Origin of the sequence: Streptomyces sp. NBC_01261 (assembly GCF_036226385.1) — a bacterium.
Taxonomy (GTDB): Bacteria; Actinomycetota; Actinomycetes; order Streptomycetales; family Streptomycetaceae; genus Streptomyces.
The window spans coordinates 8987041-9007500 of sequence record NZ_CP108463.1 but is presented as its reverse complement, the minus strand read 5'-3'; the positions used below and the strand labels follow the sequence as shown (position 1 = coordinate 9007500).

18 protein-coding genes and 1 pseudogene are annotated in these 20460 nt (G+C 70.7%); 8 read left to right on the top strand and 11 right to left on the bottom strand.

The annotated features are described in order from the left end of the window. Positions 1-97 precede the first annotated feature (97 nt). Both OG226_RS40190 and ptsP read left to right on the top strand, forming a co-directional pair. Positions 98-547 (top strand): PTS sugar transporter subunit IIA, encoded by a 450-nt coding sequence (locus OG226_RS40190; RefSeq protein ID WP_328684628.1) that lies wholly within the window; start codon positions 98-100, stop codon positions 545-547. A 77-nt stretch (positions 548-624) separates the two neighbouring features. Beyond that, positions 625-2295 (top strand): phosphoenolpyruvate--protein phosphotransferase, encoded by a 1671-nt coding sequence (gene ptsP, locus OG226_RS40185; RefSeq protein WP_328684627.1) that lies wholly within the window; start codon positions 625-627, stop codon positions 2293-2295. Between the two features lie 91 nt (positions 2296-2386). Here ptsP and OG226_RS40180 read toward each other — a convergent pair whose 3' ends face one another. The 6 genes and pseudogenes from OG226_RS40180 to OG226_RS40155 form a co-directional block, all read right to left on the bottom strand. After that, positions 2387-3283, bottom strand: a complete 897-nt coding sequence (locus OG226_RS40180; RefSeq protein ID WP_328684626.1) for a hypothetical protein — start codon at positions 3281-3283, stop codon at positions 2387-2389. Positions 3284-3422: 139 nt separating this feature from the next. Next, positions 3423-3560, bottom strand: a complete 138-nt coding sequence (locus tag OG226_RS40175) for a hypothetical protein (RefSeq protein ID WP_328684625.1) — start codon at positions 3558-3560, stop codon at positions 3423-3425. Continuing rightward, positions 3557-3787: a hypothetical protein gene (locus OG226_RS40170; protein WP_328684624.1), complete on the bottom strand. Its 231-nt coding sequence runs from the start codon at positions 3785-3787 to the stop codon at positions 3557-3559. Before OG226_RS40170 ends, OG226_RS40175 begins: the two co-directional genes overlap by 4 nt. Positions 3788-3966: 179 nt before the next feature. After that, positions 3967-4095 (bottom strand): hypothetical protein, encoded by a 129-nt coding sequence (locus OG226_RS40165; protein ID WP_328686665.1) that lies wholly within the window; start codon positions 4093-4095, stop codon positions 3967-3969. Positions 4096-4282: 187 nt separating this feature from the next. Beyond that, positions 4283-4426, bottom strand: a pseudogene (locus OG226_RS40160) (MFS transporter); the annotation flags it as partial. A 126-nt stretch (positions 4427-4552) separates the two neighbouring features. Further along, positions 4553-6520 carry an acetoacetate--CoA ligase gene (locus OG226_RS40155; protein ID WP_328684623.1) on the bottom strand — a complete coding sequence of 656 codons (1968 nt, stop codon included), beginning with the start codon at positions 6518-6520 and terminating at the stop codon, positions 4553-4555. 214 nt (positions 6521-6734) lie between these two features. On the opposite strand from OG226_RS40155, the gene OG226_RS40150 reads away from it, so the two are divergent. Beyond that, entirely contained in the window at positions 6735-9101 is a 2367-nt protein-coding gene (locus tag OG226_RS40150; protein ID WP_328684622.1) for a glycoside hydrolase family 31 protein, read from the top strand. Positions 9102-9103: 2 nt separating this feature from the next. On the opposite strand, the gene OG226_RS40145 is transcribed toward OG226_RS40150, so the two are convergent. Next, positions 9104-9640 carry an NUDIX domain-containing protein gene (locus tag OG226_RS40145; RefSeq protein ID WP_328684621.1) on the bottom strand — a complete coding sequence of 179 codons (537 nt, stop codon included), beginning with the start codon at positions 9638-9640 and terminating at the stop codon, positions 9104-9106. Between the two features lie 235 nt (positions 9641-9875). On the opposite strand from OG226_RS40145, the gene OG226_RS40140 reads away from it, so the two are divergent. The 5 genes from OG226_RS40140 to glpK all read left to right on the top strand — a co-directional run bounded on the left by OG226_RS40140 (position 9876) and on the right by glpK (position 15904). Next, positions 9876-10301, top strand: coding sequence for a Zn-ribbon domain-containing OB-fold protein (locus tag OG226_RS40140; RefSeq protein WP_328686570.1), 426 nt, complete (start codon positions 9876-9878; stop codon positions 10299-10301). Continuing rightward, positions 10298-11488 carry a lipid-transfer protein gene (locus OG226_RS40135; protein ID WP_328684620.1) on the top strand — a complete coding sequence of 397 codons (1191 nt, stop codon included), beginning with the start codon at positions 10298-10300 and terminating at the stop codon, positions 11486-11488. The genes OG226_RS40140 and OG226_RS40135 overlap by 4 nt, the downstream gene beginning before the upstream one ends. Positions 11489-11588: 100 nt before the next feature. Then, positions 11589-13241, top strand: a complete 1653-nt coding sequence (locus tag OG226_RS40130; protein WP_329351694.1) for a GGDEF domain-containing protein — start codon at positions 11589-11591, stop codon at positions 13239-13241. 334 nt (positions 13242-13575) lie between these two features. Continuing rightward, entirely contained in the window at positions 13576-14301 is a 726-nt protein-coding gene (locus OG226_RS40125; protein WP_328684618.1) for an MIP/aquaporin family protein, read from the top strand. A gap of 91 nt (positions 14302-14392) precedes the next feature. After that, the gene (gene glpK, locus OG226_RS40120) at positions 14393-15904 is read left to right on the top strand and encodes a glycerol kinase GlpK (protein WP_329351692.1); all 1512 of its coding nucleotides are present in this window, start codon (positions 14393-14395) and stop codon (positions 15902-15904) included. A gap of 108 nt (positions 15905-16012) precedes the next feature. Here the strand turns inward: glpK and OG226_RS40115 are convergent, their stop codons facing one another. Genes OG226_RS40115 through OG226_RS40100 form a run of 4 tightly spaced genes read right to left on the bottom strand, consistent with a single transcriptional unit; the run spans position 16013 to position 20319 of the window. Beyond that, on the bottom strand, positions 16013-16618 hold the full coding sequence (locus OG226_RS40115) for a GTP-binding protein (RefSeq protein ID WP_328684616.1): 606 nt from the start codon (positions 16616-16618) through the stop codon (positions 16013-16015). Positions 16619-16666: 48 nt separating this feature from the next. Continuing rightward, positions 16667-17062, bottom strand: coding sequence for a DUF742 domain-containing protein (locus OG226_RS40110; RefSeq protein ID WP_327405522.1), 396 nt, complete (start codon positions 17060-17062; stop codon positions 16667-16669). A gap of 9 nt (positions 17063-17071) precedes the next feature. Then, complete coding sequence (locus OG226_RS40105; protein WP_033282376.1) at positions 17072-17503, bottom strand: roadblock/LC7 domain-containing protein; 432 nt, start codon at positions 17501-17503, stop codon at positions 17072-17074. Beyond that, complete coding sequence (locus OG226_RS40100) at positions 17500-20319, bottom strand: sensor histidine kinase (protein ID WP_329351689.1); 2820 nt, start codon at positions 20317-20319, stop codon at positions 17500-17502. The genes OG226_RS40105 and OG226_RS40100 overlap by 4 nt, the downstream gene beginning before the upstream one ends. Positions 20320-20460: the final 141 nt, after the last annotated feature.

The window sequence follows — 20460 nt, the reverse complement described above, 5'->3', positions numbered from 1 at the left end:
GGAACCGGTACTACATATGACATACCCTGCTGCTCAGTGTGCCGTCCGGGACAGGCAGTGACGGCCCCATCACATTTCCACCCCTGGGAGGCTTCCCATGACCAGCGTGACGTCCCCTCTTGCCGGACGTGCCATCGGACTGACCGAGGTGCCGGATCCGGTCTTCTCCGGAGCCATGGTCGGCCCCGGCACAGCCATCGACCCCGTACGTGAACCTTCCGAGGCCGTCTCTCCCGTGGACGGAGTCATCGTCTCCCTCCACCCACACGCCTTCGTCGTTGTGGACGGTGAGGGGCACGGTGTGCTCACTCACCTCGGTATCGACACCGTGCAGCTCAATGGCGAGGGCTTCGAGCTGCTCGTCAACAAGGGCGACACCGTGACCCGCGGCCAGAGCGTCGTGCGCTGGAACCCGGCCGCCGTCGAGGCAGCCGGCAAGTCCCCGGTCTGCCCGATCGTGGCTCTCGAAGCCACCGCCGACGCTCTCTCCGGTCTCCGCGAGGACGGCGATGTGAAGGCCGGCGACAGTCTCTTCACCTGGGAGTGACGTCATGCCGTCGTATGACGGTGAGCAGGACAACCACCGCGGCGGCGGGACCCGCCGCACTATCGGAGACGGGTGAGATGGAGACAACGCTGCGAGGCGTCGGTGTGAGCCACGGTGTGGCGATCGGCGAGGTTCGGCACATGGGGACGGCGGTTCTGGAACCGCCTGCCAAGCAGATTCCGGTGGAGGACGCGGAGCGTGAACAGGGGCGCGCCCGCCAAGCCGTGGACGCTGTGGCGGCCGACCTGATGGCGCGCGGCAATCTGGCGGGGGGCGAAGCGCAGGCAGTGCTTGAGGCGCAGGCCATGATGGCCCAGGACCCCGAGCTGATGACGGACGTGGAACGTCGTATCACGGTCGGCAGTACCGCGGAGCGGGCCGTCTACGACGCCTTCGCCGCCTACCGTGCTCTGCTGGCCGGTGCCGGTGAGTATCTCGCCGGTCGGGTGGCCGACCTTGATGACGTGCGGAACCGTATCGTCGCCCGGTTGCTCGGGGTGCCGATGCCGGGTGTTCCGGACAGCGACGAGCCGTACGTTCTTATTGCTCGTGACCTCGCGCCTGCCGATACGGCGTTGTTGGACCCCACGCTGGTGCTCGGTTTCGTCACCGAGGAGGGCGGGCCGACGAGTCACAGCGCGATCCTGGCGCGGGCGCTCGGCGTGCCGGCTGTGGTGGCGCTGCCGGGGGCCGGGGAGCTGGCCGAGGGCACAGTGGTCGCCGTGGACGGCAGTACCGGCGAGATCTTCGTGAACCCCAGTGATGAGAAGAAGGAGCAGCTGGAGGACGCGGCCGCCGCGCGCAAGGCCGCTCTCTCCACTTCTACGGGTCCCGGTGCCACCTCCGATGGGCACAAGGTGCCGCTGCTGGCCAATGTCGGCGGTCCTGCTGATGTACCGGCCGCGCTGGAGGCGGGGGCCGAGGGTGTGGGGCTCTTCCGTACCGAGTTCCTTTTTCTGGACGACAGCAAGAACGCGCCGTCCGAGGAGAAGCAGGTCCAGGCCTACCGACAGGTGCTTGAGGCGTTCCCCGAGGGGCGTGTCGTCGTGCGGGTGCTGGACGCCGGCGCGGACAAGCCGCTGGATTTCCTGACTCCGGCCGACGAGCCGAACCCGGCTCTGGGTGTGCGGGGTCTGCGGTCGTTGCTCGACCACCCCGACGTGCTGCGTACCCAGCTGACGGCGCTCGCGAAAGCCGCCGAGGGGTTGCCGGTCTACCTTGAGGTCATGGCGCCGATGGTCGCGGACCGCGCGGACGCGAAGGCGTTCGCGGACGCGTGCCGGGAGGCCGGGCTGCGGGCCAAGTTCGGTGCGATGGTCGAGATTCCGTCGGCCGCGTTGCGAGCGCGCTCGATTCTGCAGGAGGTCGAGTTCCTGTCGCTGGGGACCAACGACCTCGCGCAGTACACCTTCGCCGCCGACCGTCAGGTTGGTGCGGTGTCCCGTCTGCAGGATCCGTGGCAGCCCGCGCTGCTCGACCTGGTCGCGATGTCCGCCGAGGGGGCGAAGGCCGAGGGCAAAAGCTGTGGTGTCTGCGGTGAGGCCGCGTCCGATCCGCTGCTGGCTTGTGTGTTGACCGGTCTGGGGGTCACCTCGCTTTCCATGGGTGCGGCTTCGATTCCTTATGTGCGCTCGACGCTGGCGAAGTACACGCTGGCGCAGTGCGAGCGGGCCGCGCTGGCCGCGCGCGCTGCGGACAGTGCCGAGGAGGCGCGCACGGCGGCTCAGGCTGTGCTGTCCGGCGAATAGGGCGATCGGTCGGACTGGACGGGCGGGAAAAGTCGTTCGTCGGTTGTGTTGCAGGGGCGCCTCACCAGTGGGTGGGGCGCCCCTGGCATGTTCAGTGGTGGTGTCCTCCCGGGGGCTGCTCCAGGTCTCCGAGGTCCGGTGGCACGCAGTAGTCGACGCCTGATTCCGGGGAGATGAGGTCGCCGGATTCGACGTCGGTGCAGTAGGCGTCGAAGACCTCGCCGGCGGTCAAGGCTTCCAGGCCGTTGCCGCGCAGGCGCCAGCCGTAGATACAGTCGGGGGTGTCGGGGCTGGTGGTGCGCATGACGAGGCCGCCGGGGCTTCGGGTGGCTAGGCCGAGGGCGAGGACCGTGGTGAATTCGAGGGCCTCGGCGTCGTCCACGTGCGTGGTGCCGTCCTCGTGCTGGTCGGCGTGGAGGACGGCGACGATGGTTTCCGGTGCTCCCGAGACGCTGCAGACGAGATGCCGGTTACCGGGTCGGGCTGTGTCGAGGATGCGGACGAGGAGGCCGGAGGCCCGGGTGAAGGCGGCGCGGCCGATGTCCTCGCCGCAGGAGGCGCAGGCGCCGAGGCGGGCCAGGAGTGTGGTCGCGTACTCCCAGGTTGCCTGGCGGACGGCCTCGTCGACCAGGGCAGGGAGGAGGTCGGCCAGTGGCTGGCCCTCGTAGAGCAGGGTGGGGCCGGTGGCGGCGAGTTCGGCGGTGAAGCGGGCGCGGCTCGACGGGATGTCGGGGTCGAGGCCGCTGTCGGCGCAGAACTCGGCGTATTCCTCGGGGTCGAAGAGGGCCACGCTGGTGTGGCTGCCCTGGAGGGCGCGGCTCCTGAGGAGGGTCTCCACCTGCTGGAGGTAGGCGGTGTGGTCGTCGAAGGTGAAGCTGCGATAGCGCCGCATGGCGCTGAAGTCCTGCTCGTCGGTCAACAGGCCGATGGTGCCCGCGATTTCGCGGCGCAGAACGCGTCGCATGGTCTGGTTGTCGGTGTGCGCCATGTTTCCCCCTGTACACGGTCGATCAATGCTCACTCACAGTAACCGGCGGCACTGACAACGACGTCCGAGCGAGTGGCTCGCGGACCAGACGGTGCTGAATCATGCAGGTCAGAGCGATGGATGGTGTGCCGAAGACGGTTCAGCCGAGCGGGCCGGTGGCGATGGCCGCGGTGACCGCGAGTGGGCCGATGCTCCGCTGGGTGGACTGGGCGAGTCCGTGCACGCCGAGGTAGGCGCCCTGCGTGGTGCCGGGTGCGAGGCGAGGGCGAGTTCTCACGAGATGGTGGCGTGCAGCATTTCCGCACTGGTGAAGGCGATTGCCGAGGCGGTGACGAGCACGATCGCCGTGGCGGCTCCACCGGTGGCCGAGAGCGTCAGGGTGACGCCGCCCAGGACGAAGGCGACGGAGAGCGGTATCAGCGAGTTGCGGGTGGCCGCTGTCGTGGTGGCGAAACCGGCCCGGACGACGATGAGCGCCACCACCATCACGTTGTCGAGGGCCATCAGCAGGGGTGCCAGTCCGTGCGGTGCGTCGCTGGCGTGGGCGATTCAGAGGGGCGGTCCGACCTTGAAGACGGCGTCGTCGAGGAAGAGGACGGTCTCGGTCGCGACGTGCGCGAGGTAGGTGCGGTCGCGCCAGGGGTTCAGTGGCTTGCTCGCGGGTGGCGCGTCTTTTGACCTCCTTACGGTGCGTTGAGGCGACGCGGGTTCGCCGCAGCCCACGGTGAGGGTCGCACCGCGACGAAGGAGAGGGCGTCGCCGAGGAGGAGCCACTGGTAGGCGGCGGTTGTGCCGAGAACGAGGGCGGTCACGGCGGTGAGACCGCCCAAGGCTCAGCCCGCGTGGGCCGTGGTTCGGCTGATGGCCTGGTAGCGGATACGGTCCGGGTCTGCCACGCGGGTGGCATGGAGCTTGGTGAGCACGTTGGCGGCGCGGGTCACCGAAGCCGACGGCGGCCGAGAACACGATCAGCAGGGCGTAGTTGTCCGTGGTGAGCAGGGCGAACGAGGCCAGGGCGCACAGGAGTTGGCGGGCGACGAGCACGCGGGTGAGCCGAAACCGGTCGGCAAGGTGCCCTCCCAGGGGTGCACCGGCGATGCCGATGGCTCCGGCGATCGCGGCGAGGGTGCCCACCTGGGCCACGGAGAGATGCGAGACGTAGGTGAGGTACAGGACGGGCGCGGAGGCCCACAGGCCGCTGCCGCTGCGCTCGGCGAGGGCGAGTCCGAGGCCACCTATGGAGGGGGATCGGCCGCTACGGGAGGGCGATCAGGCGCGTTTGCGGGCGAGGTCCTCGTAGAAGCTCAGCAGGTCGAGGTTGTCGATGGAGCCCGGGTTGACCGCCTTCTCCAACGGGGTGCCCTGGAGAAGGCGTTTGACGGGGACCTCGATGCGCTTCCCGGTGAGGGTGTGCGGGACGCCGGGTACCTCGATGACCTCGTCGGGTACGTGGCGCGGTGAGAGCTGTTCGCGGATCGTCTGCTTGATGCGGCCCAGGAGGGCGTCGTCGAGGACGGCTCCGGGGGCGAGGTGGACGAAGAGGGGCATCCAGTAGCCACCGTCGGGCTGTTCGATGCCGATGACGAGGGATTCCCTGATCTCCGGGAGCCGTTCGACCGCTTCGTAGATGTCGGCTGAACCCATGCGCACGCCTTGCCTGTTGAGCGTCGAGTCGGAGCGGCCGTGGATGACGACGGAGCCTCGGGAGGTGACGGTGATCCAGTCGCCGTGACGCCACACTCCGGGGTACGTGTCGAAGTAGCTGTCGTGGTAGCGGGTGCCGTCCGGGTCGTTCCAGAAGTAGATCGGCATGGACGGCATGGGGTTGGTGACCACGAGTTCGCCTACCTCGTCGACCAGGGGTTCGCCGTTCGGGTCCCAGGACTGGAGGTCGGTCCCCAGGCCGGGGGCCTGGAGCTCGCCGATGTACACCGGGAGGGTCGGTACGGCTCCCGCGAAGCAGGAGCAGACGTCCGTGCCGCCGCTGACCGAGGCGATCCACAGGTCGTCGCGGACCTCGTCGTGCAGCCAGCGGAACCCGTCCGGGGGCAGGGGTGATCCGGTGGTGGCGACGCACTTCACCTTGGAGAGGTCGAAGTCCAGGGACGGGTGCACGCCGGCCTTGCGGCAGGCCATGACGTACGCGGCCGAGGTGCCGTAGAGGGTCGCCCCGGTGTGTTCGGCGACGCGCCACTGGGCGCCGATGTCGGGGTACCCGGGGCTGCCGTCGTAGAGGACGATCGTTGTGCCCGTGAGGAGGCCGGAGACGAGGAAGTTCCACATCATCCAGCCGGTGGACGTGTACCAGAAGAAGCGGTCCTCGGGGCCCAGGTCGCAGTGCAGGCCGAGTTGTTTGAGGTGTTCTACGAGGATGCCGCCCTGGGACTGGACGATGGCCTTGGGGAGGCCGGTGGTGCCGGAGGAGTAGAGGACCCACAGGGGGTGTTCGAAGGGGACTTCTTCGAAGACGGGCTCCACGTCGGCCGAGGTCAGGGACGACCACTCCAGGGCGCCTTCGGGGGCGTCGGTTCCCAGGAGGGGGATGTGGACCACGGCGCGCAGGGTGGGGAGTTCGCGGCGGAGTTCGGCGACGGTGTCACGGCGGTCGTGCTCCTTGCCGCCGTAGCGGTAACCGTCGACGGTGAACAGGACGACGGGTTCGACTTGTTGGAAGCGGTCGAGGACGCTACGGGCGCCGAAGTCGGGGGCGCAGGACGTCCAGACAGCGCCCACGGCGGCCGTGGCGAGCAGGGCGACGACGGCCTGCGGGATGTTCGGGAGATAGCCGCTGACGCGGTCTCCGGGGCGTACGCCGAGCGTGCGCAGCTCGGCGGCCAGGGAGCCGACCTGGCGGCGCAGCTCCGCCCAGGTGACCGGGCTCGGCTCGTGGGTCTCGTCGACGTACAGGAGAGCCGGTTCGTCGGCGCGGGTCGCCGCGGCGCGCAGGGCGTGCTCGGCGTAGTTGACGGTCGCGCCAGGGAACCAGTGGGCGCCGGGCGTCGAGCGGTCGCCGAGCACGCGCGCGTAGGGGGTGGAGAACCGGACGTCGAACCACTCGGTGACGGCCTGCCAGAACGTGTCCAGTTCGTCGACCGACCAGCGGTGCAGGGCCGCGTAGCCGCCGTCGGAGGGGGCTCCGTGGTGTGCGGCCGCCCAGGACTGGAACTTGGTGACCTGTGCCTGGGCGATGCGTTCCGGATCTGGCTGCCAGAGAGGCAGGGGGTTCGCGGTCGACATGGGGCGGCTCCCGGGACTGTGCGCGTCGTGTGCGTCGGTCGCGCACGTGCGGGGGTGTGCGCGTGACGCGGCTGACACGGACGATGCCATGTGATCGACTTCTGCACCAGGGCAGGCCCCACATAGTCCGTGTCGTGAAGATGTGGTCCCACCACGGGTGAACGGCAGTTGAACGACACGGATATCCGGGGCTTGTAATGGCAGGGTGAGCAGCATGGACGGTCGTGACCTGGTGCGTTCGGTGAAGGTGGTCGGCTCGACGGGGGCGGCGCAGGGTTTGCGTACCGTACGGGCGGCATGGCGCAGAAGGCGTGCCGACGCCACCGGGCTGCCCTCGCGGGGCGCTGAGCGGGCTCGTGTCCCCGGGCCGGTGCGCGAGGCGGAGCCGGGGCCCGGCGGCGGGGTCGTCCGGTTCAGCCGCTCCGAGCTGCGCATCACCGTCGCCGTGAACGGGGCCGTCTTCTGGGGCTGGGACGGGGCCGGTCCTGAGCCGTCGTACGCGCTCGGCGGGCGTTGCCCGGAGCCGGATCCCCGGGCGGTCCTGGAGCCGGACAAGGAGGGCGGCTGGCGGGTCGTCGCGGAGCGGGTGACGGTCGTGGTGTCGCGGCACGGCGCGGTCGAGGTGCGTACGCCCGGAGGTGTGACGCTGCGCCGGGATCTGCCGCCGCGCTGGTGGGAGCCGGTGGGCGGGGGCACGGCTCGCTGGATGCAGCGCTCGGAGGTGGCGGCGGACGCCCGGTTCTTCGGGCTCGGCGGTCGAGCCTCGGGCCCGCGGCTGCGCGACGGGACGTACCGACTGTGGAACACCGACCCCGGGCACGCCTTCGCGCCGGGTGACGATCCGCTGTACATCACCATGCCGGTGCAGTTGGTGGTCGCCGACGCGGCCACGCATCTGGTGTTCCACGACACCTCCTGGGACGGCACGGTGACGCTGCGGGAGGGCGAGGAGGGTGCCGGTTCCGGGCACGACCGGGCCGGGGCGTCCGAGCTGCGGATGGACGGCGGTCCGCTGCGCTGCTGGGTCATGGTGGGCACCCCCGCGCGCGTGCTGCACGCCTGGGCCTCGCTCACCGGCGCTCCCGCGCTGCCGCCGGCGTGGGCGCTGGGCCACCATCACGCGCGGTGGGGCTTCGGCAGCGAGCAGGAGATACGGCGGATCGTCGCCGGCTATCAGGAGCGCGGTCTGCCGCTGGACGCCGTCCATCTGGACATCGATCACTACGACGAGCACCAGGTGTTCACCGTCGACCACGAGCGCTTCCCGGAACTGCCGGTGCTCGCCGAGGAGTTGAGACGCGACGGCATCCGCCTGGTGTCGATCGTCGACCCCGCGGTGAAGGCCGAGCCGGGAAACGCCGTCTACGACAGCGGGACGGCCGAGGACGCCTTCGTGCGGGATGCCTCGGGGCGGCTGGTGCGGGGCGTCGTATGGCCCGGGGAGGCCGTTTTCCCGGACTTCACGCACGCGCGTGTGCGGGACTGGTGGGGCTCGCTCTACAAGGAGCGGCTCGCGCAGGGGTTCGCGGGGTTCTGGCACGACATGAACGAGCCCACGTCCTTCACCGCCTTCGGGGAGTCGACCCTGCCCCGTTCGGCCCGGCACGATCTGGAGGGACGCGGCGGCGACCATCGCGAGGCGCACAACGTGTACGCGCTGTGCATGGCCAGGGCCGCCTACGAGGCGTTGCGCGAACTGGCCCCCCAGGAGCGGCCGTTCCTCTTCTCACGCTCCGGGTGGGCCGGGATGCAGTCCTACGGGGGCACGTGGTCCGGCGACGTGGCCACCGGCTGGCCGGGGTTGCGGGCCTCGCTGTCGCTGGTCATGGGGCTCGGGCTGTGCGGGGTCCCGTACTCGGGTCCGGACGTGGGCGGCTTCGACGGGAGTCCGTCGTCCGAGCTGTATCTGCGCTGGTTCCAACTCGGCGCGTTTCTCCCGCTGTTCCGTACGCACGCGAGTCTGCGGGCGGGGCGTCGGGAGCCCTGGGAGTTCGGTGCCGATGTGTTGGAGCACGCGCGCGTGGCGCTCGTCGAACGGCGGCGGCTGCTGCCGTACTTCATGACGCTGGCGCATCTGGCTCGGCGGACCGGGGCGCCGTATGTGCGGCCCTTGTGGTGGGGTGCGCCGGAGGATCGCGCGCTACGGGACTGCGAGGACGCCTTCCTGCTCGGTGACTGTCTCCTGGTGGCGCCGGTGCTCGATCCGGGGTCGGACCGACGTGCGGTGCAGTTGCCGAGAGGTCGCTGGTACGACACGGAGACGGAGCGGGCCTACGAGGGGCCGGCCCAGATTCTGGTCGATGCCCCGTTGTCACGGATTCCGGTGCTCGCGCGCGCGGGTGCCGTGCTGCCGGTGCGGGGCGCGGACGGCGGGCTTGAGCTGGAGGTGTGGGCGCCCGCCCGGGGGCGGACCGGGGGCGGGCTGGTGGTGCCGGACGCGGGCGACGGTTGGGACGAACCGGAGATCGAGCGGTACGTCGCCCGCTGGGAGGGCCGGCGTGTGGTCGTGGAGCGGGAGTTGGAGGACGGGGTGAGCGCGCCGTCCTACCCGGTGCGGGTGCGAGGGCTGGGTGAGGGCTGACCTCAGATGTACCGGCCCTCGAACCAGGCCTTGACGGCCACGGAGTGCAGCGGGAAGGCGAGTTCCTCCGGCCGACGCAGGAGGTGCCAGCCCTCCGTCTCGTCGGTGGCCACGGACTTGGGCAGTCCCTCGACCGGGCGCTCGGGGAGGACCCCGAAGAGCAGGAGATGCCCGTCGGGCGAGCTGATGGCGTCGACAAGCCGTACGTCGCGGCTCGCGGCGTCGATGCCCGTCTCCTCCCTGAGTTCGCGGACGAGGGCCTGTCGCCAGTCCTCGCGGTCGTCGACGTAACCGCCCGGGAGGGCGACGCCTCCGCGCGCGGGGGCGACGGTTCGGGTGATGACGACCAGGGCGGTGCCCTTGGTGTCGTACACGGGCTGGAGTGCGACGGCTACGGGCAGCGGATTGCGGTACGCGACGGTGCCGCAGGCCGGGCACGTGCGGGGCCAGCCGGAGACGCCCTCTCCGTAGGGCGATCCGCAGCTCGAACAGTGGCTGTTCGGCCCGGAGTTGGGGACGGAGGCTTGAGTTTCGGACACCCGGCGGACTGTATCCGATCAAGCGGAGGGCGTCTTTCCAGGGGCCGCGCGCGTGAACGGGAAACGGCCGGAACCACCCCCGTGGGCCCCGGCCGTCTCTCCCGATACGACGACGCCGTAAGCGGCTCGATGGTTCACCGAAACGCCCTGCTCATTTTCCGTTGCCCGTGGCACACTTCTGACGTTCCGTCAGATCCAGTGCTGTGGAGGGACGTTGTCGCAGACACGCACACCTGTGGTCACCGATTGGTTCACCGGGGACGGGGACGGCTTCCGGCTGCTCGGCACGCGCTGTTCCGCGTGCGCCTCGGTCTTCTTCCCCCGTGAGGACGGCCATTGCCGCAATCCGGCCTGCGAGGGCGGCGAGCTGGCCGAGGTCCCGCTGTCGCGGCGCGGCCGGATCTGGTCGTACACGGACAGCCGGTACCGGCCACCGTCACCGTATGTGAGCGATCCGGAACTTCCGTGGGAACCGTACGCGTTGATCGCTGTGGAGCTGGAGTCCGAGCGGATCGTGGTGCTGGGACAGGCGGTTCCCGGGATCACCGTCGCCGATCTGACGGTGGGCATGGAGGTGAAGGTCGTCCCCGGGGTGCTCAGCGAGGACGCGGAGACGACCTGGACGACCTGGCACTGGCGACCCACGGAGGTGACGGCATGACGGCGGACGTGGCGGTGCTCGGCGCGGGCATGCACCCCTGGGGCAAGTGGGGGCGCGGCTTCGTCGAGTACGGGACGGCCGCGGCGCGGGCGGCGCTCGCCGACGCCGGGCTGGAGTGGCGGGACGTCGGCTCGATCGTCGGCGCGGACACGGTGCGTGGCGGGTATCCCGGGTATGTGGCGGGCGCGACGTTCGCGAAGGCGCTGGGCTGGCAGGGCGCCCGGGTGGCGAGCGTGTACGCGGCGTGCGCGTCCGGGGCGCAGGCCGTCAACGCGGCGCGGGCGCAGATCCTTTCGGGGCTCGCGGACGTGGTGCTGGTCGTGGGCGCCGATGCCGCCCCCAAGGGGTTCTTCCGACCGGCCGGCGGGGAGCGGCACGACGATCCGGACTGGCTGCGCTTCCGGGTCCTCGGGGCGACCAATCCGACATACTTCGGGCTGTACGCGCGCCGGCGGATGGCCCTCTACGGGGACACCCCGGAGGACTTCGCCCAGGTCAAGGTGAAGAACGCCGCCCTGGGGGCGCTGAATCCGTACGCCCGCTACCGCAAGCGGGTCTCCGCCGAGGAGGTCGCCGCCTCCGCGGTGGTCGCCGATCCGCTGCGGCTGCTGGACATCTGCGCCACCTCGGACGGCGGGGCCGCCCTGGTGCTGTCCAGCATGGAGTTCGCGCGCCGGCACGGGGCCCCGGACCCGGTACGGATCCGGGCGGTGTCCACGGTGACGCCGCGCTATCCCAACACGGTGCTGGACCTCCCGGACATCGCCACGGACTCAGCGGCGGCGGTGGCACCCCCGGACGAGACGTTCCGGGCGTCGATCGCGCGCGCGGCCTACGAGGAGGCGGGCGTCGGCCCCGAAGAGCTCTCCCTGGCCGAGGTCTACGACCTGTCCACCGCCCTGGAGTTGCAGTGGTACGAGGACCTGGGGCTGTGCGGCGAGGGCGAGGGCGCCAAGCTGCTCCGGGAGGGCGCGACGGCCCTGGGCGGGCGCATACCGGTGAACGCGAGCGGTGGGCTGGCCTCCTTCGGAGAGGCGGTTCCGGCGCAGGCGATCGCCCAGGTCTGCGAGTTGACCTGGCAGTTGAGAGGCGACGCGGGTGACCGGCAGGTCGCGGGGGCGCGGGTGGGGCTCACCGCGAACCAGGGGCTGTTCGGGCACGGGTCGGCGGTGCTCGCCGTGCGGTGACCGACGGGGCGCCGCGCACCCGTTGTGATCGGCCCGCAAGGCTGCGTGAACGTCTTATGAACTGGGCCTGGGCGTACGCCGGTGACGTCATCATGCTGCCGTGCGCTCCTCGACGGACACTCTCCGCTTCGCGTTCCAGCCGGTGGTCAATCTGACCACCGGTGGGGTCGCGGGGCTGGAGGTCCTCGTCCGCCCGGAGACCGGGGACATCCTGGCCGAGGCCCGCCGCGACCCCGAACTCGACGGCAGGCTGGCCGTGTTGGCGGTCCGCGGCGCCGCGCGCAAGGAGACGCTGCTGCCGCTGCACATCAACGTGTTCGCCGGCACCCTCGCCGACCTCGGCGGGCTCACCCCGCTGCACAGCGCGGTGCGCGAGGCGGGCCGGCTGCCGTGGGAAGTCACGATCGACATCGTCCCGCCGTACACGCACGTGCCCCAACGGGCGCTCCTGGAGGCGGTGTCCGAGCTGCGCGGCCAGGGGTTCCGGATCTGTGCGGACGGCGTCGGCGACGGTGACGTACCCCTGCGGCTGCTCACGGACCTCGCGCCCGACCTGGTGAAGCTCGACGCGTCGCTGCTGGAGCGGCCGGCCGCGGTGCGGGCGATGCGGACCCTGTGCGAGCAGTTGGGCGCCCTGCTGTCCGTGGAGGGCGTCGAGACGGAGACGCAGTGCGCGACCGCGCGGTCGGCCGGGGCCCAGTTGGCGCAGGGCGAGCTGTTCGCGCCGCCGACGCGGATCCCCACGGCGGACGTATACGTTCCGCCCCGCGCACCCGGACTCACGACGACACCGCCGTCGGGACCCTGGGTGCGGGAGTTCGTGCGACCGGCCGCGCTGCTGCCCGACACCGCGTCAGCCGGTCGGGTGCGGGCTCTGCTGACCGGCTCGCCGGACGTCTCCGGGGTGGTCCTCGTGGACCGGGACGGCATGCCGGTCCGCTCGGTGCACCGGTCGCGCTTCCTGCTGTCGATGTCGGGGCGCTACGGCCACGCCCTGTACGCCGACCGGCCGGCCGCCAAGCTCGGCGACGTACCGCGGACGGTGGGCGTCGACGCGACCGCCTGGGAGGTCCTGGACGTGGTCGCGGTCGGCGACCGCGACCGTACGTCTGACGATGTGGCGGTGGTCGACCGGTGGGGGCGGTGTGTCGGCGTCGTACGACTCGCCGATCTGGTGCGGACGTTGGCCGAGACGCGGGTCGAGGAGGCCGCGGGGCTCAACCCGCTGACCAGGCTGCCCGGTTCGGACGCGATCACCGGTGAGGTGGACCGGCGGATCGCGGACGGGCGGACGTTCGCGCTGAGTTGGCTGGATGTCGACCACTTCAAGCAGGTCAACGACGGGGCCGGTTTCGCGGCGGGCGACGAACTGATCCGCTCGGTCGGGCACGCGCTCCAGCTCGCGGCGACCGCGCACACGCGCGTGGGGCACATCGGCGGGGACGACTTCCTGGTGCTCACCGACCCGGAGGGGCTGCATCCGCTGGCCGCCGCCGTGCTCGACGTGCCCTGGGAGGCGGGTGGCAGGGCCGTGACGCTGTCGCTGGCCACCGTCCTGTGCGGGCCGGGCGGTGTGACCGACCACCGGCAGGCGGCCGCGTGTCTGGCGCCGGTGAAGAAGGCCGCGAAGGCGCTGGACGGCACGAGTTGGGTGCTGGGCCGGGCGGAGCGGGGCGAGTACGAGATCCTCCGCGGATCGCATGTGACGCCCGCACAGGCCCCCCGCACGACCGCCGAGTCCCCCGGGCGCTGAGCGCGGCTCTGCGGCCTCCTGCGGGGCTCCAGGGGCCGTCAGGGCGGGTGTCACCGTTGCCGTCCGCGACCTTGACGCTCCACAGGCACCGGTGAACACTTCCCGGTGTCGGTCGACATCGCCGTACATTCTCGGCGTACCAGGCACTGCGCCGCGCGGGCTCCGCCTGCGTTCAGGCCCACTCCCACGGGCGATTCGGCTGCGACGGCACGCTCTTCACGGACGCCGGGCGGGGCTCGGGACCCTCCCCGCCTTCGGCTGAAGTCGCCAAGGGAACCGCACCCTGCACGGAGGACCGGGGCCGACCGTCCCGGGCGAGGGCCTAGGAGCCGCCATGAGCAATGGAGACATATTCCTCGGTGAGGTCATCGGCACCGCGATACTGATCCTCTTCGGCGCCGGCGTGGTCGCCGCCGTCGTACTCAACTACTCGAAGGCCAAGGACGGCGGCTGGATCGTCATCGCGTTCGGCTGGGGCTTCGGCGTGATGGCCGGGGCGTACACCGCGGCGCCGCTGTCCGGCGGGCAGCTCAATCCGGCCGTCACGATCGGCATCGCCATCGACACCGGGAAGTGGGACAAGGTCCCGTTCTACATCGCGGGCCAGATGGTCGGCGCCATGCTCGGCGCGGTGCTGTGCTGGCTCGTCTACTACGCGCAGTTCCAGGCCAACTCCGAGGAGGAGATGGCCCAGCCCACGCTGGGGATCTTCTCCACCACGCCCACGATCCGCAATGTCGTGGCGAACCTGATGACCGAGATCATCGCGACGATCGCGCTGGTCCTGCCGATCCTGGCCTTCGGCCTCACCAAGGGACTCGGTACGTCCGGCACGGCGGTACTGGTCGTCTCCTTCCTGGTGGTCGGCATCGGTCTGTCGCTCGGCGGTCCCACCGGGTACGCCATCAACCCGGCCCGCGACCTGGGCCCGCGCATAGTCCACTCGCTGCTCCCGATCCCGAACAAGGGCACCTCGGACTGGAGTTACGCGTGGATCCCGGTGGTGGGACCGCTGATCGGCGGGGCGCTGGCCGGAGTCATCTTCAACGCAGCCTTCTGACAGCAGTGTTCGACCAGTCTTCCGAAAGCAGCCCTCCGAAGGACGGGAGCAGTCCTTCGGAGGATCCGAGGGACACGACAAAGGGGTCGTCATGACGGACAGGTTCGTCGCCGCAATCGACCAGGGCACCACCTCCAGCCGCTGCATCGTCTTCAACCAGGACGGAGCGATCGTCGCCGTCGACCAGCGTGAACACCGCCAGATCTTCCCCAAGCCGGGCTGGGTGGAGCACGACGCCACCGAGATCTGGTCCAAGGTGCAGGCGGTGGTCGCCGGGGCGCTCGCCAAGGCGGGACTGCGCGCCGACCAGCTCAGCGCGCTCGGCATCACCAACCAGCGGGAGACGACGGTCCTTTGGGACCGCGCGACCGGCAAACCCGTGCACAACGCGATCGTGTGGCAGGACACCCGTACCGCGGCCCTGTGCAAGCAACTGGGCGGCTCGGACGGGCCGGACCGCTTCCGTGAGCAGACCGGGCTGCCGCTCGCCAGCTACTTCTCCGGCCCCAAGGCGGCCTGGCTGCTCGACAACGTGCCCGGTCTCAGGGACCGCGCCGAACGCGGCGAGATCGCCTTCGGCACGATCGACTCCTGGCTGATCTGGAACCTCACCGGCGGCACCGACGGCGGCAAGCACGTCACCGACGTGACCAACGCCGGGCGCACCATGCTGATGAACCTGGAGACCCTCCAGTGGGACCCGTCCATCCTCTCCGCGATGAACGTCCCCGAGGCGATCCTCCCCGAGATCAAGTCCTCCGCCGAGGTCTACGGCACCGCGGTCGGCCAACTCGCGGGCGTACCGGTCGCGTCGGCCCTGGGCGACCAGCAGGCCGCCGTGTTCGGGCAGGCCTGCTACGACGTGGGCACCGCGAAGAACACCTACGGCACGGGCAGCTTCCTGCTGCTCAACACCGGTAACCGGCCGGTGCCCTCGAAGAACGGGCTCCTCACGACGATGGGCTACAAGATCGGCGGAGAGGCGCCGGTCTACTGTCTGGAGGGGTCGATCGCCATAACGGGCGCGCTCGTTCAGTGGTTCCGCGACCAGCTCGGCATCATCCGCAACGCCGACGAGATCGAGACCCTGGCGGCGAGCGTGGACGACAACGGCGGCGCGTACATCGTGCCCGCGTTCTCCGGCCTGTTCGCCCCCTACTGGCGTTCGGACGCGCGCGGAGTCGTCACCGGGCTCACCCGGTACGTCACGAAGGCGCACCTCGCGCGCGCGGTGCTGGAGGCGACGAGCTGGCAGACACGCGAGGTCGTGGACGCCATGTTCCAGGACTCCGGGGTGCAGATCACCACCCTGAAGGTGGACGGCGGCATGACCAAGAACAACCTCCTGATGCAGCACCAGGCGGACGTCCTCGGGGTGCCGGTCATCCGGCCCAAGGTCTCGGAGACGACCTGCCTGGGCGCCGCCTACGCGGCCGGGCTCGCCACCGGGGTCTGGAACGACCTGGACGAACTGAAGTCGCACTGGCAGAAGGACGTCAAGTGGACGCCCTCCATGGAGTCGTCCGTGCGGGACCGCGAGTACCACAACTGGCGCAAGGCGGTGGAGAAGAGCTTCGGCTGGGAGGAGGACGGCGACAACTAGGCACACACGCGTGGCCGTTGTTCCACCAGGCACGCACGCGCGTGCCGTCGCATCGCACCGGCTGCGGCCCGTACCCCGGTCGGCGGGGGTACGGGCCACGCCCGTGCCTCAGCTGGTGACGCTCTGGCGGCGCTTCGCGCCGTAGGCCATCGCGTGCTGGACGACCTCGATGAGGACCTCCTTGACCGACGCGCGGTCGCGCGCGTCGCAGAGCATGAGCGGTACGTCCTCGTCGAGGTCGAGGGCCTGGCGTACGGCGTCCGCCGGGTAACGGTCGGCGCCTTCGAAGCAGTTGACGCCGACGACGAAGGGTATGGAGCGGCGCTCGAAGTAGTCGAGTGCGGCGAAGCAGTCCTCCAGGCGGCGGGTGTCGGCCAGCACGACGGCGCCCAGGGAGCCCTCGGAGAGCTCGTCCCACATGAACCAGAACCGCTCCTGGCCCGGCGTACCGAACAGGTACAGCACCAGGTCCTCGCGCAGGGTGATGCGCCCGAAGTCCATGGCCACGGTGGTGGTGTGCTTGCCCTCCACACCGCTGGTGTCGTCGACCGGACGCCCTGCCTCGGTGAGCAGTTCCTCCGTGCGCAGCGGCCTGATCTCGCTGACCGTGCCGACGAGGGTGGTCTTGCCCACGCCGAAGCCGCCGGCCACCAGGATCTTGAGCGTGACGGGCTCGACCGGAGGCTTGCCTCGCTCAGTACGCCCGAAGATCATCGGTCTTTTCTCCTGCTTGATGGGGTAGGGGGCGGCGGCTCGCGCCGCTCACAGGGCCCGGAGGCCGGAGATCACGTCGCGCAGAATACTCTCGTCCACCAGTTCGGCAGGGGGTACGGGACGTGACACATGGACGAGTTCGCCGTCCACCAGGTCGCCGATGAGAACCCGTATCACCCCGATGGGCAGGTCGAGTTCGGCGGCGAGTTCGGCGACCGACTGCGGGGCGTCACGACAGAGACCGACGATGTCCACGTGCTCCGGGGACAGCGTGTGGTCCGCTTCCGAGTCGTCCTCGTGGGACTCCGCGATCACCACCGCGATGAGGTCGAGGCGGTGCTGGGCCGCACTGGTGGTGCGGCCGCGCGTCATCGCGTACGGCCTGACGACCGGTCCGGCCTCGTCGTCGAACCAGTGGCTTCTTCCCTGACCGTCTCCGCTCATGTCACTTCACTACCCGCCGGAGGACACGTCGGTGCGCGGAGCGGCCCCCAGATGCACACCGACCCGCTTCACGAGCAGTGTCATCTCGTAGGCGACCTGTCCGACGTCCGAGTCGGCGTCCGCGAGGACGGCGAGGCAGCTGCCGTCACCCGCGGCCGTCACGAACAGGAAGGCCTCGTCGAGTTCGACGACCGTCTGCCGCACGCTGCCCGCCTCGAAGTGGCGGCCGACGCCCTTGGCGAGGCTGTGGAAGCCGGAGGCCACGGCGGCCAGGTGTTCGCTGTCCTCGCGGGTCAGGTCCTGGGACACGCCGGTGGCCAGGCCGTCGCCGGAGAGCACGATGGCCTTGCGGATGCTGGCGACGCGCTCGACGAGGTCGTCGAGAAGCCAGTTCAACCCACGTTGGTCGGTGCTGTGGCCGGTCGCCTTCGGTGCGGTCATCGACCGTCCCCCTTAGTTCCTTGTGCTGTGCCGCCTCGGGCGTCGTCGCCCTCGGCGTTCTCCTCGCGGCCGCGCTGCCAGCCACGCTGGAGCGAGGCCATACGGCTGCGCACCTCGTCGGCGTCGCGTTCGGCGACCTCCGCCGGGCTCGCGGCGCGCCGATCGGGGTCCTGTTTCAGCTGCGGGGCCAGATTGGCCTGACGTACGCGTCTGGGCAACGCTCCGGTGCTCGGCGGGGTGTCGGAGTCCGGAGCGCCGGCCGCGAGCTCGGCACGCCGGGTGCGCCTGGGGAGGGCGGGCGTCTCGGGCGGCTCGACGGGGCCGCGTCCCGGGGAAGCGGAAGGCTGCCCGGAGTCGGCGCGACCGCCGGGCACGTCGGTACGGCGCCGTAGCGGCGTGTCACCGCGACGCCGGGCCGGGAGCGGTGCGGGGCCGTCCGTTTCCGGCCCGCCCAGGCTCGGGGCCGTGGAGAGGCCGTCGAAATCGACCTCTCCGGAGTCCCCCGTTTCGCGTCGGGAGCGCTGTTCGACGACCGGGCGTCCATGGGAGCTGACCAGTTTGGGCGTACGGCGCCGGGGCAGCGGAAGCGGCTCGCTGCGGTGGCCGTCCGTGTCGGCCTCGGAGACCTGCTGATGCGCGTCCACGGGGCGGACGGGGGCGAGGTCGTCCCGGTGGGTGGAGGCGCGGCGGGGGCGGAAGATTCCGCCGCGCTCGCCGTCCTCGTCGTCGAGCGTGTTCGGGAAGCCTTCGAGGGCGTCCAGGTCCACGGGGGCTTCCAGTTCGACCGGTCCGTCCAGCAGGGCGGGCGGCAGGCCGGGCAGCTTCACGGGCTGGGAGAGCGCGGAGCGGCGGCTCCCCTCCAGCTGGGCCTCCTTCGTCGGCCGGGGCCGGTCCAGGCGGAAGCCGATGCCGTTGGTGTCGGGGACCTCGTCGCTCAGCAGGGCGTCGGGGATGAACACGACGGCGGTCGTACCCCCGTAGGGGGAGGGCTGGAGCGAGACGCGGACGTTCTGCCGCTGGGCGAGCCGGCTGACCACGAACAGGCCGAGGCGGTCGGTGTCGGAGAGTTCGAACTCCGGGGTCTCGGCGAGCCGGAGGTTGGCGTCCAGGAGTGCCTCGGCCGCCATGCCGAGGCCGCGGTCGTTGATCTCCAGGGTGAAGCCGTTGGCGACCCGCTCCCCCAGGACCTGGACGGCGGTGTGCGGCGGGGAGAACACCGTGGCGTTCTCCAGGAGTTCGGCCACGAGGTGGGTGAGGTCCGCCACGGCGGGGCCGGTGACGGCTATGCGCGGCAGCCTGCGGACCTCGATGCGCTCGTAGTCCTCGACCTCCGCGACGGCCGCGCGGACGATGTCCATGAGCTGGACCGGCTTGCGCCACTGCCGGGACGGGGCGGCCCCGGAGAGGATCACCAGGCCCTCGGCGTGCCGGCGCATACGGGTCGTCAGGTGGTCGAGGCGGAACAGGTCGGCGAGTTCGTCGGTGTCCTCGGTCCTGCGCTCCATGGTGTCGAGCAGGGTGAGCTGCTTGTGCAGCAGGACCTGGCTGCGCCGGGCGAGGTTGACGAACACGTCGGAGACACCGGACCGCAGTTCGGCCTGCTTGACGGCGGCTTCGACCGCCGCGCGCTGCAGGGTGTTCAGGGCCTGGCCTACGTCGCCGATCTCGTTCCTGTCGTACTCCAGGCGCGGGACCTCGGTCTCCACGTCGACCACTTCGCCGACGGACAGGCGGCGCATCACGCTGGGCAGCCGGACGCCGGACGCCTCGTGGGCGTCCAGGCGCAGTTGGCGCAGGTCGCGGATGAGACCGCGGCCGATGCGCACCGACAGGAACAGCGAGAACAGGAGGGCGATCAGCCCCAGGACACCGGCGACGGCCGCCTTGAGGATGACCCTCATCGCGACCGGGCGGACGCGGTCCTGGTAGCGGTCGTTGGCCTGGTCGTCGAGGGTGCCGAGCTTGGCCAGCGCCGCACCGGCCGCGGTGTTCCAGGTCTGCGCGGTGACGTTGCGGGGCGTGCCGGACGTGGTCGAGGCGGCGGCCTGTTCGGCCACGCGCACCGGGGCGCTGGCCGCGTTCTTCCAGAAGCGTTCGAAGTGGCCGCGCTCCGAGGCAGGCAGCAGCGGCAGGTTGACGTCGTACAGCAGGGTGCGCTGGGCGACCAGGTCGGAGACGTCGCGGGCCTCGTCCCGGGTGAGCTCGCCGACGACCAGGGAGGAGCCGAGCAGGGCGTCCTCACGGGAGAGCAACTCGCGCGCGCGGGCGAGGTTCACGAGGGCGCGGTACTGCTTGTCCATCTCGACGTTGTCGACGACATGGAGGTTGGACAGCAGCACGTAGCACGGGTCGACCAGGTGGTTGTAGAGCCCGAGGGCCTGGGCACGGTCGACGGTGCCGTCCTCGACGCTGCGCCGCAGGGACTGGAGACCGTCGAAGGCGTCGAGGACAGCGGCGACACGGCTGTCGGTGGCCTGCCCCATCGCGTCGCGTACGTCCGGGTTCTCGGAGTTCTTGCGGATCGTGGCGACGGCCTCGTCGGTGGCGGCGCGGCTGCGTCTGAGGTCGGTGAGCCCGTCGGCGGCGCGCGGGTCGGCGAGATAGACGAGCGACTGCCGGCGTTCCTGCTGGATGACGCGGACGGTGTCCTCGGTGGGATAGCCGATCTCCTCGACGACCGACGACACGTTGAACAGGTCCCCGGCGGCCCGGCCGGTGAGGACCGTGGCGAACGCCCAGATCGCGGTCAGCGACACCAGCGGCACGAGAAGGAGCGCCACGATCTTCCGGCGGATGGACTTCCCGCGAAAGCGCATGGCCTCCCCCAGCTGGACCCCCGCCGGCCGGGGGTACACATGTACGTCAACAAACGGCGCGAGCCTACTACTGACACAGAGGTAACTCGAAGAGCTGTCCGGAGGGTGAACCTCCGCAACAGCGACCGGACATGCGGAGTT

Coding starts and splice junctions, on each gene's coding strand:
- OG226_RS40190 (WP_328684628.1), top strand. CDS start 98: ATGACCAGCGTGACGTCCCCTCTTGCCGGACGTGCCATCGGACTGACC.
- ptsP (WP_328684627.1), top strand. CDS start 625: ATGGAGACAACGCTGCGAGGCGTCGGTGTGAGCCACGGTGTGGCGATC.
- OG226_RS40180 (WP_328684626.1), bottom strand. CDS start 3,283: ATGGCGCACACCGACAACCAGACCATGCGACGCGTTCTGCGCCGCGAA.
- OG226_RS40170 (WP_328684624.1), bottom strand. CDS start 3,787: ATGGCCCTCGACAACGTGATGGTGGTGGCGCTCATCGTCGTCCGGGCC.
- OG226_RS40155 (WP_328684623.1), bottom strand. CDS start 6,520: ATGTCGACCGCGAACCCCCTGCCTCTCTGGCAGCCAGATCCGGAACGC.
- OG226_RS40150 (WP_328684622.1), top strand. CDS start 6,735: ATGGACGGTCGTGACCTGGTGCGTTCGGTGAAGGTGGTCGGCTCGACG.
- OG226_RS40135 (WP_328684620.1), top strand. CDS start 10,298: ATGACGGCGGACGTGGCGGTGCTCGGCGCGGGCATGCACCCCTGGGGC.
- OG226_RS40125 (WP_328684618.1), top strand. CDS start 13,576: ATGAGCAATGGAGACATATTCCTCGGTGAGGTCATCGGCACCGCGATA.
- glpK (WP_329351692.1), top strand. CDS start 14,393: ATGACGGACAGGTTCGTCGCCGCAATCGACCAGGGCACCACCTCCAGC.
- OG226_RS40115 (WP_328684616.1), bottom strand. CDS start 16,618: ATGATCTTCGGGCGTACTGAGCGAGGCAAGCCTCCGGTCGAGCCCGTC.
- OG226_RS40110 (WP_327405522.1), bottom strand. CDS start 17,062: ATGAGCGGAGACGGTCAGGGAAGAAGCCACTGGTTCGACGACGAGGCC.
- OG226_RS40105 (WP_033282376.1), bottom strand. CDS start 17,503: ATGACCGCACCGAAGGCGACCGGCCACAGCACCGACCAACGTGGGTTG.
- OG226_RS40100 (WP_329351689.1), bottom strand. CDS start 20,319: ATGCGCTTTCGCGGGAAGTCCATCCGCCGGAAGATCGTGGCGCTCCTT.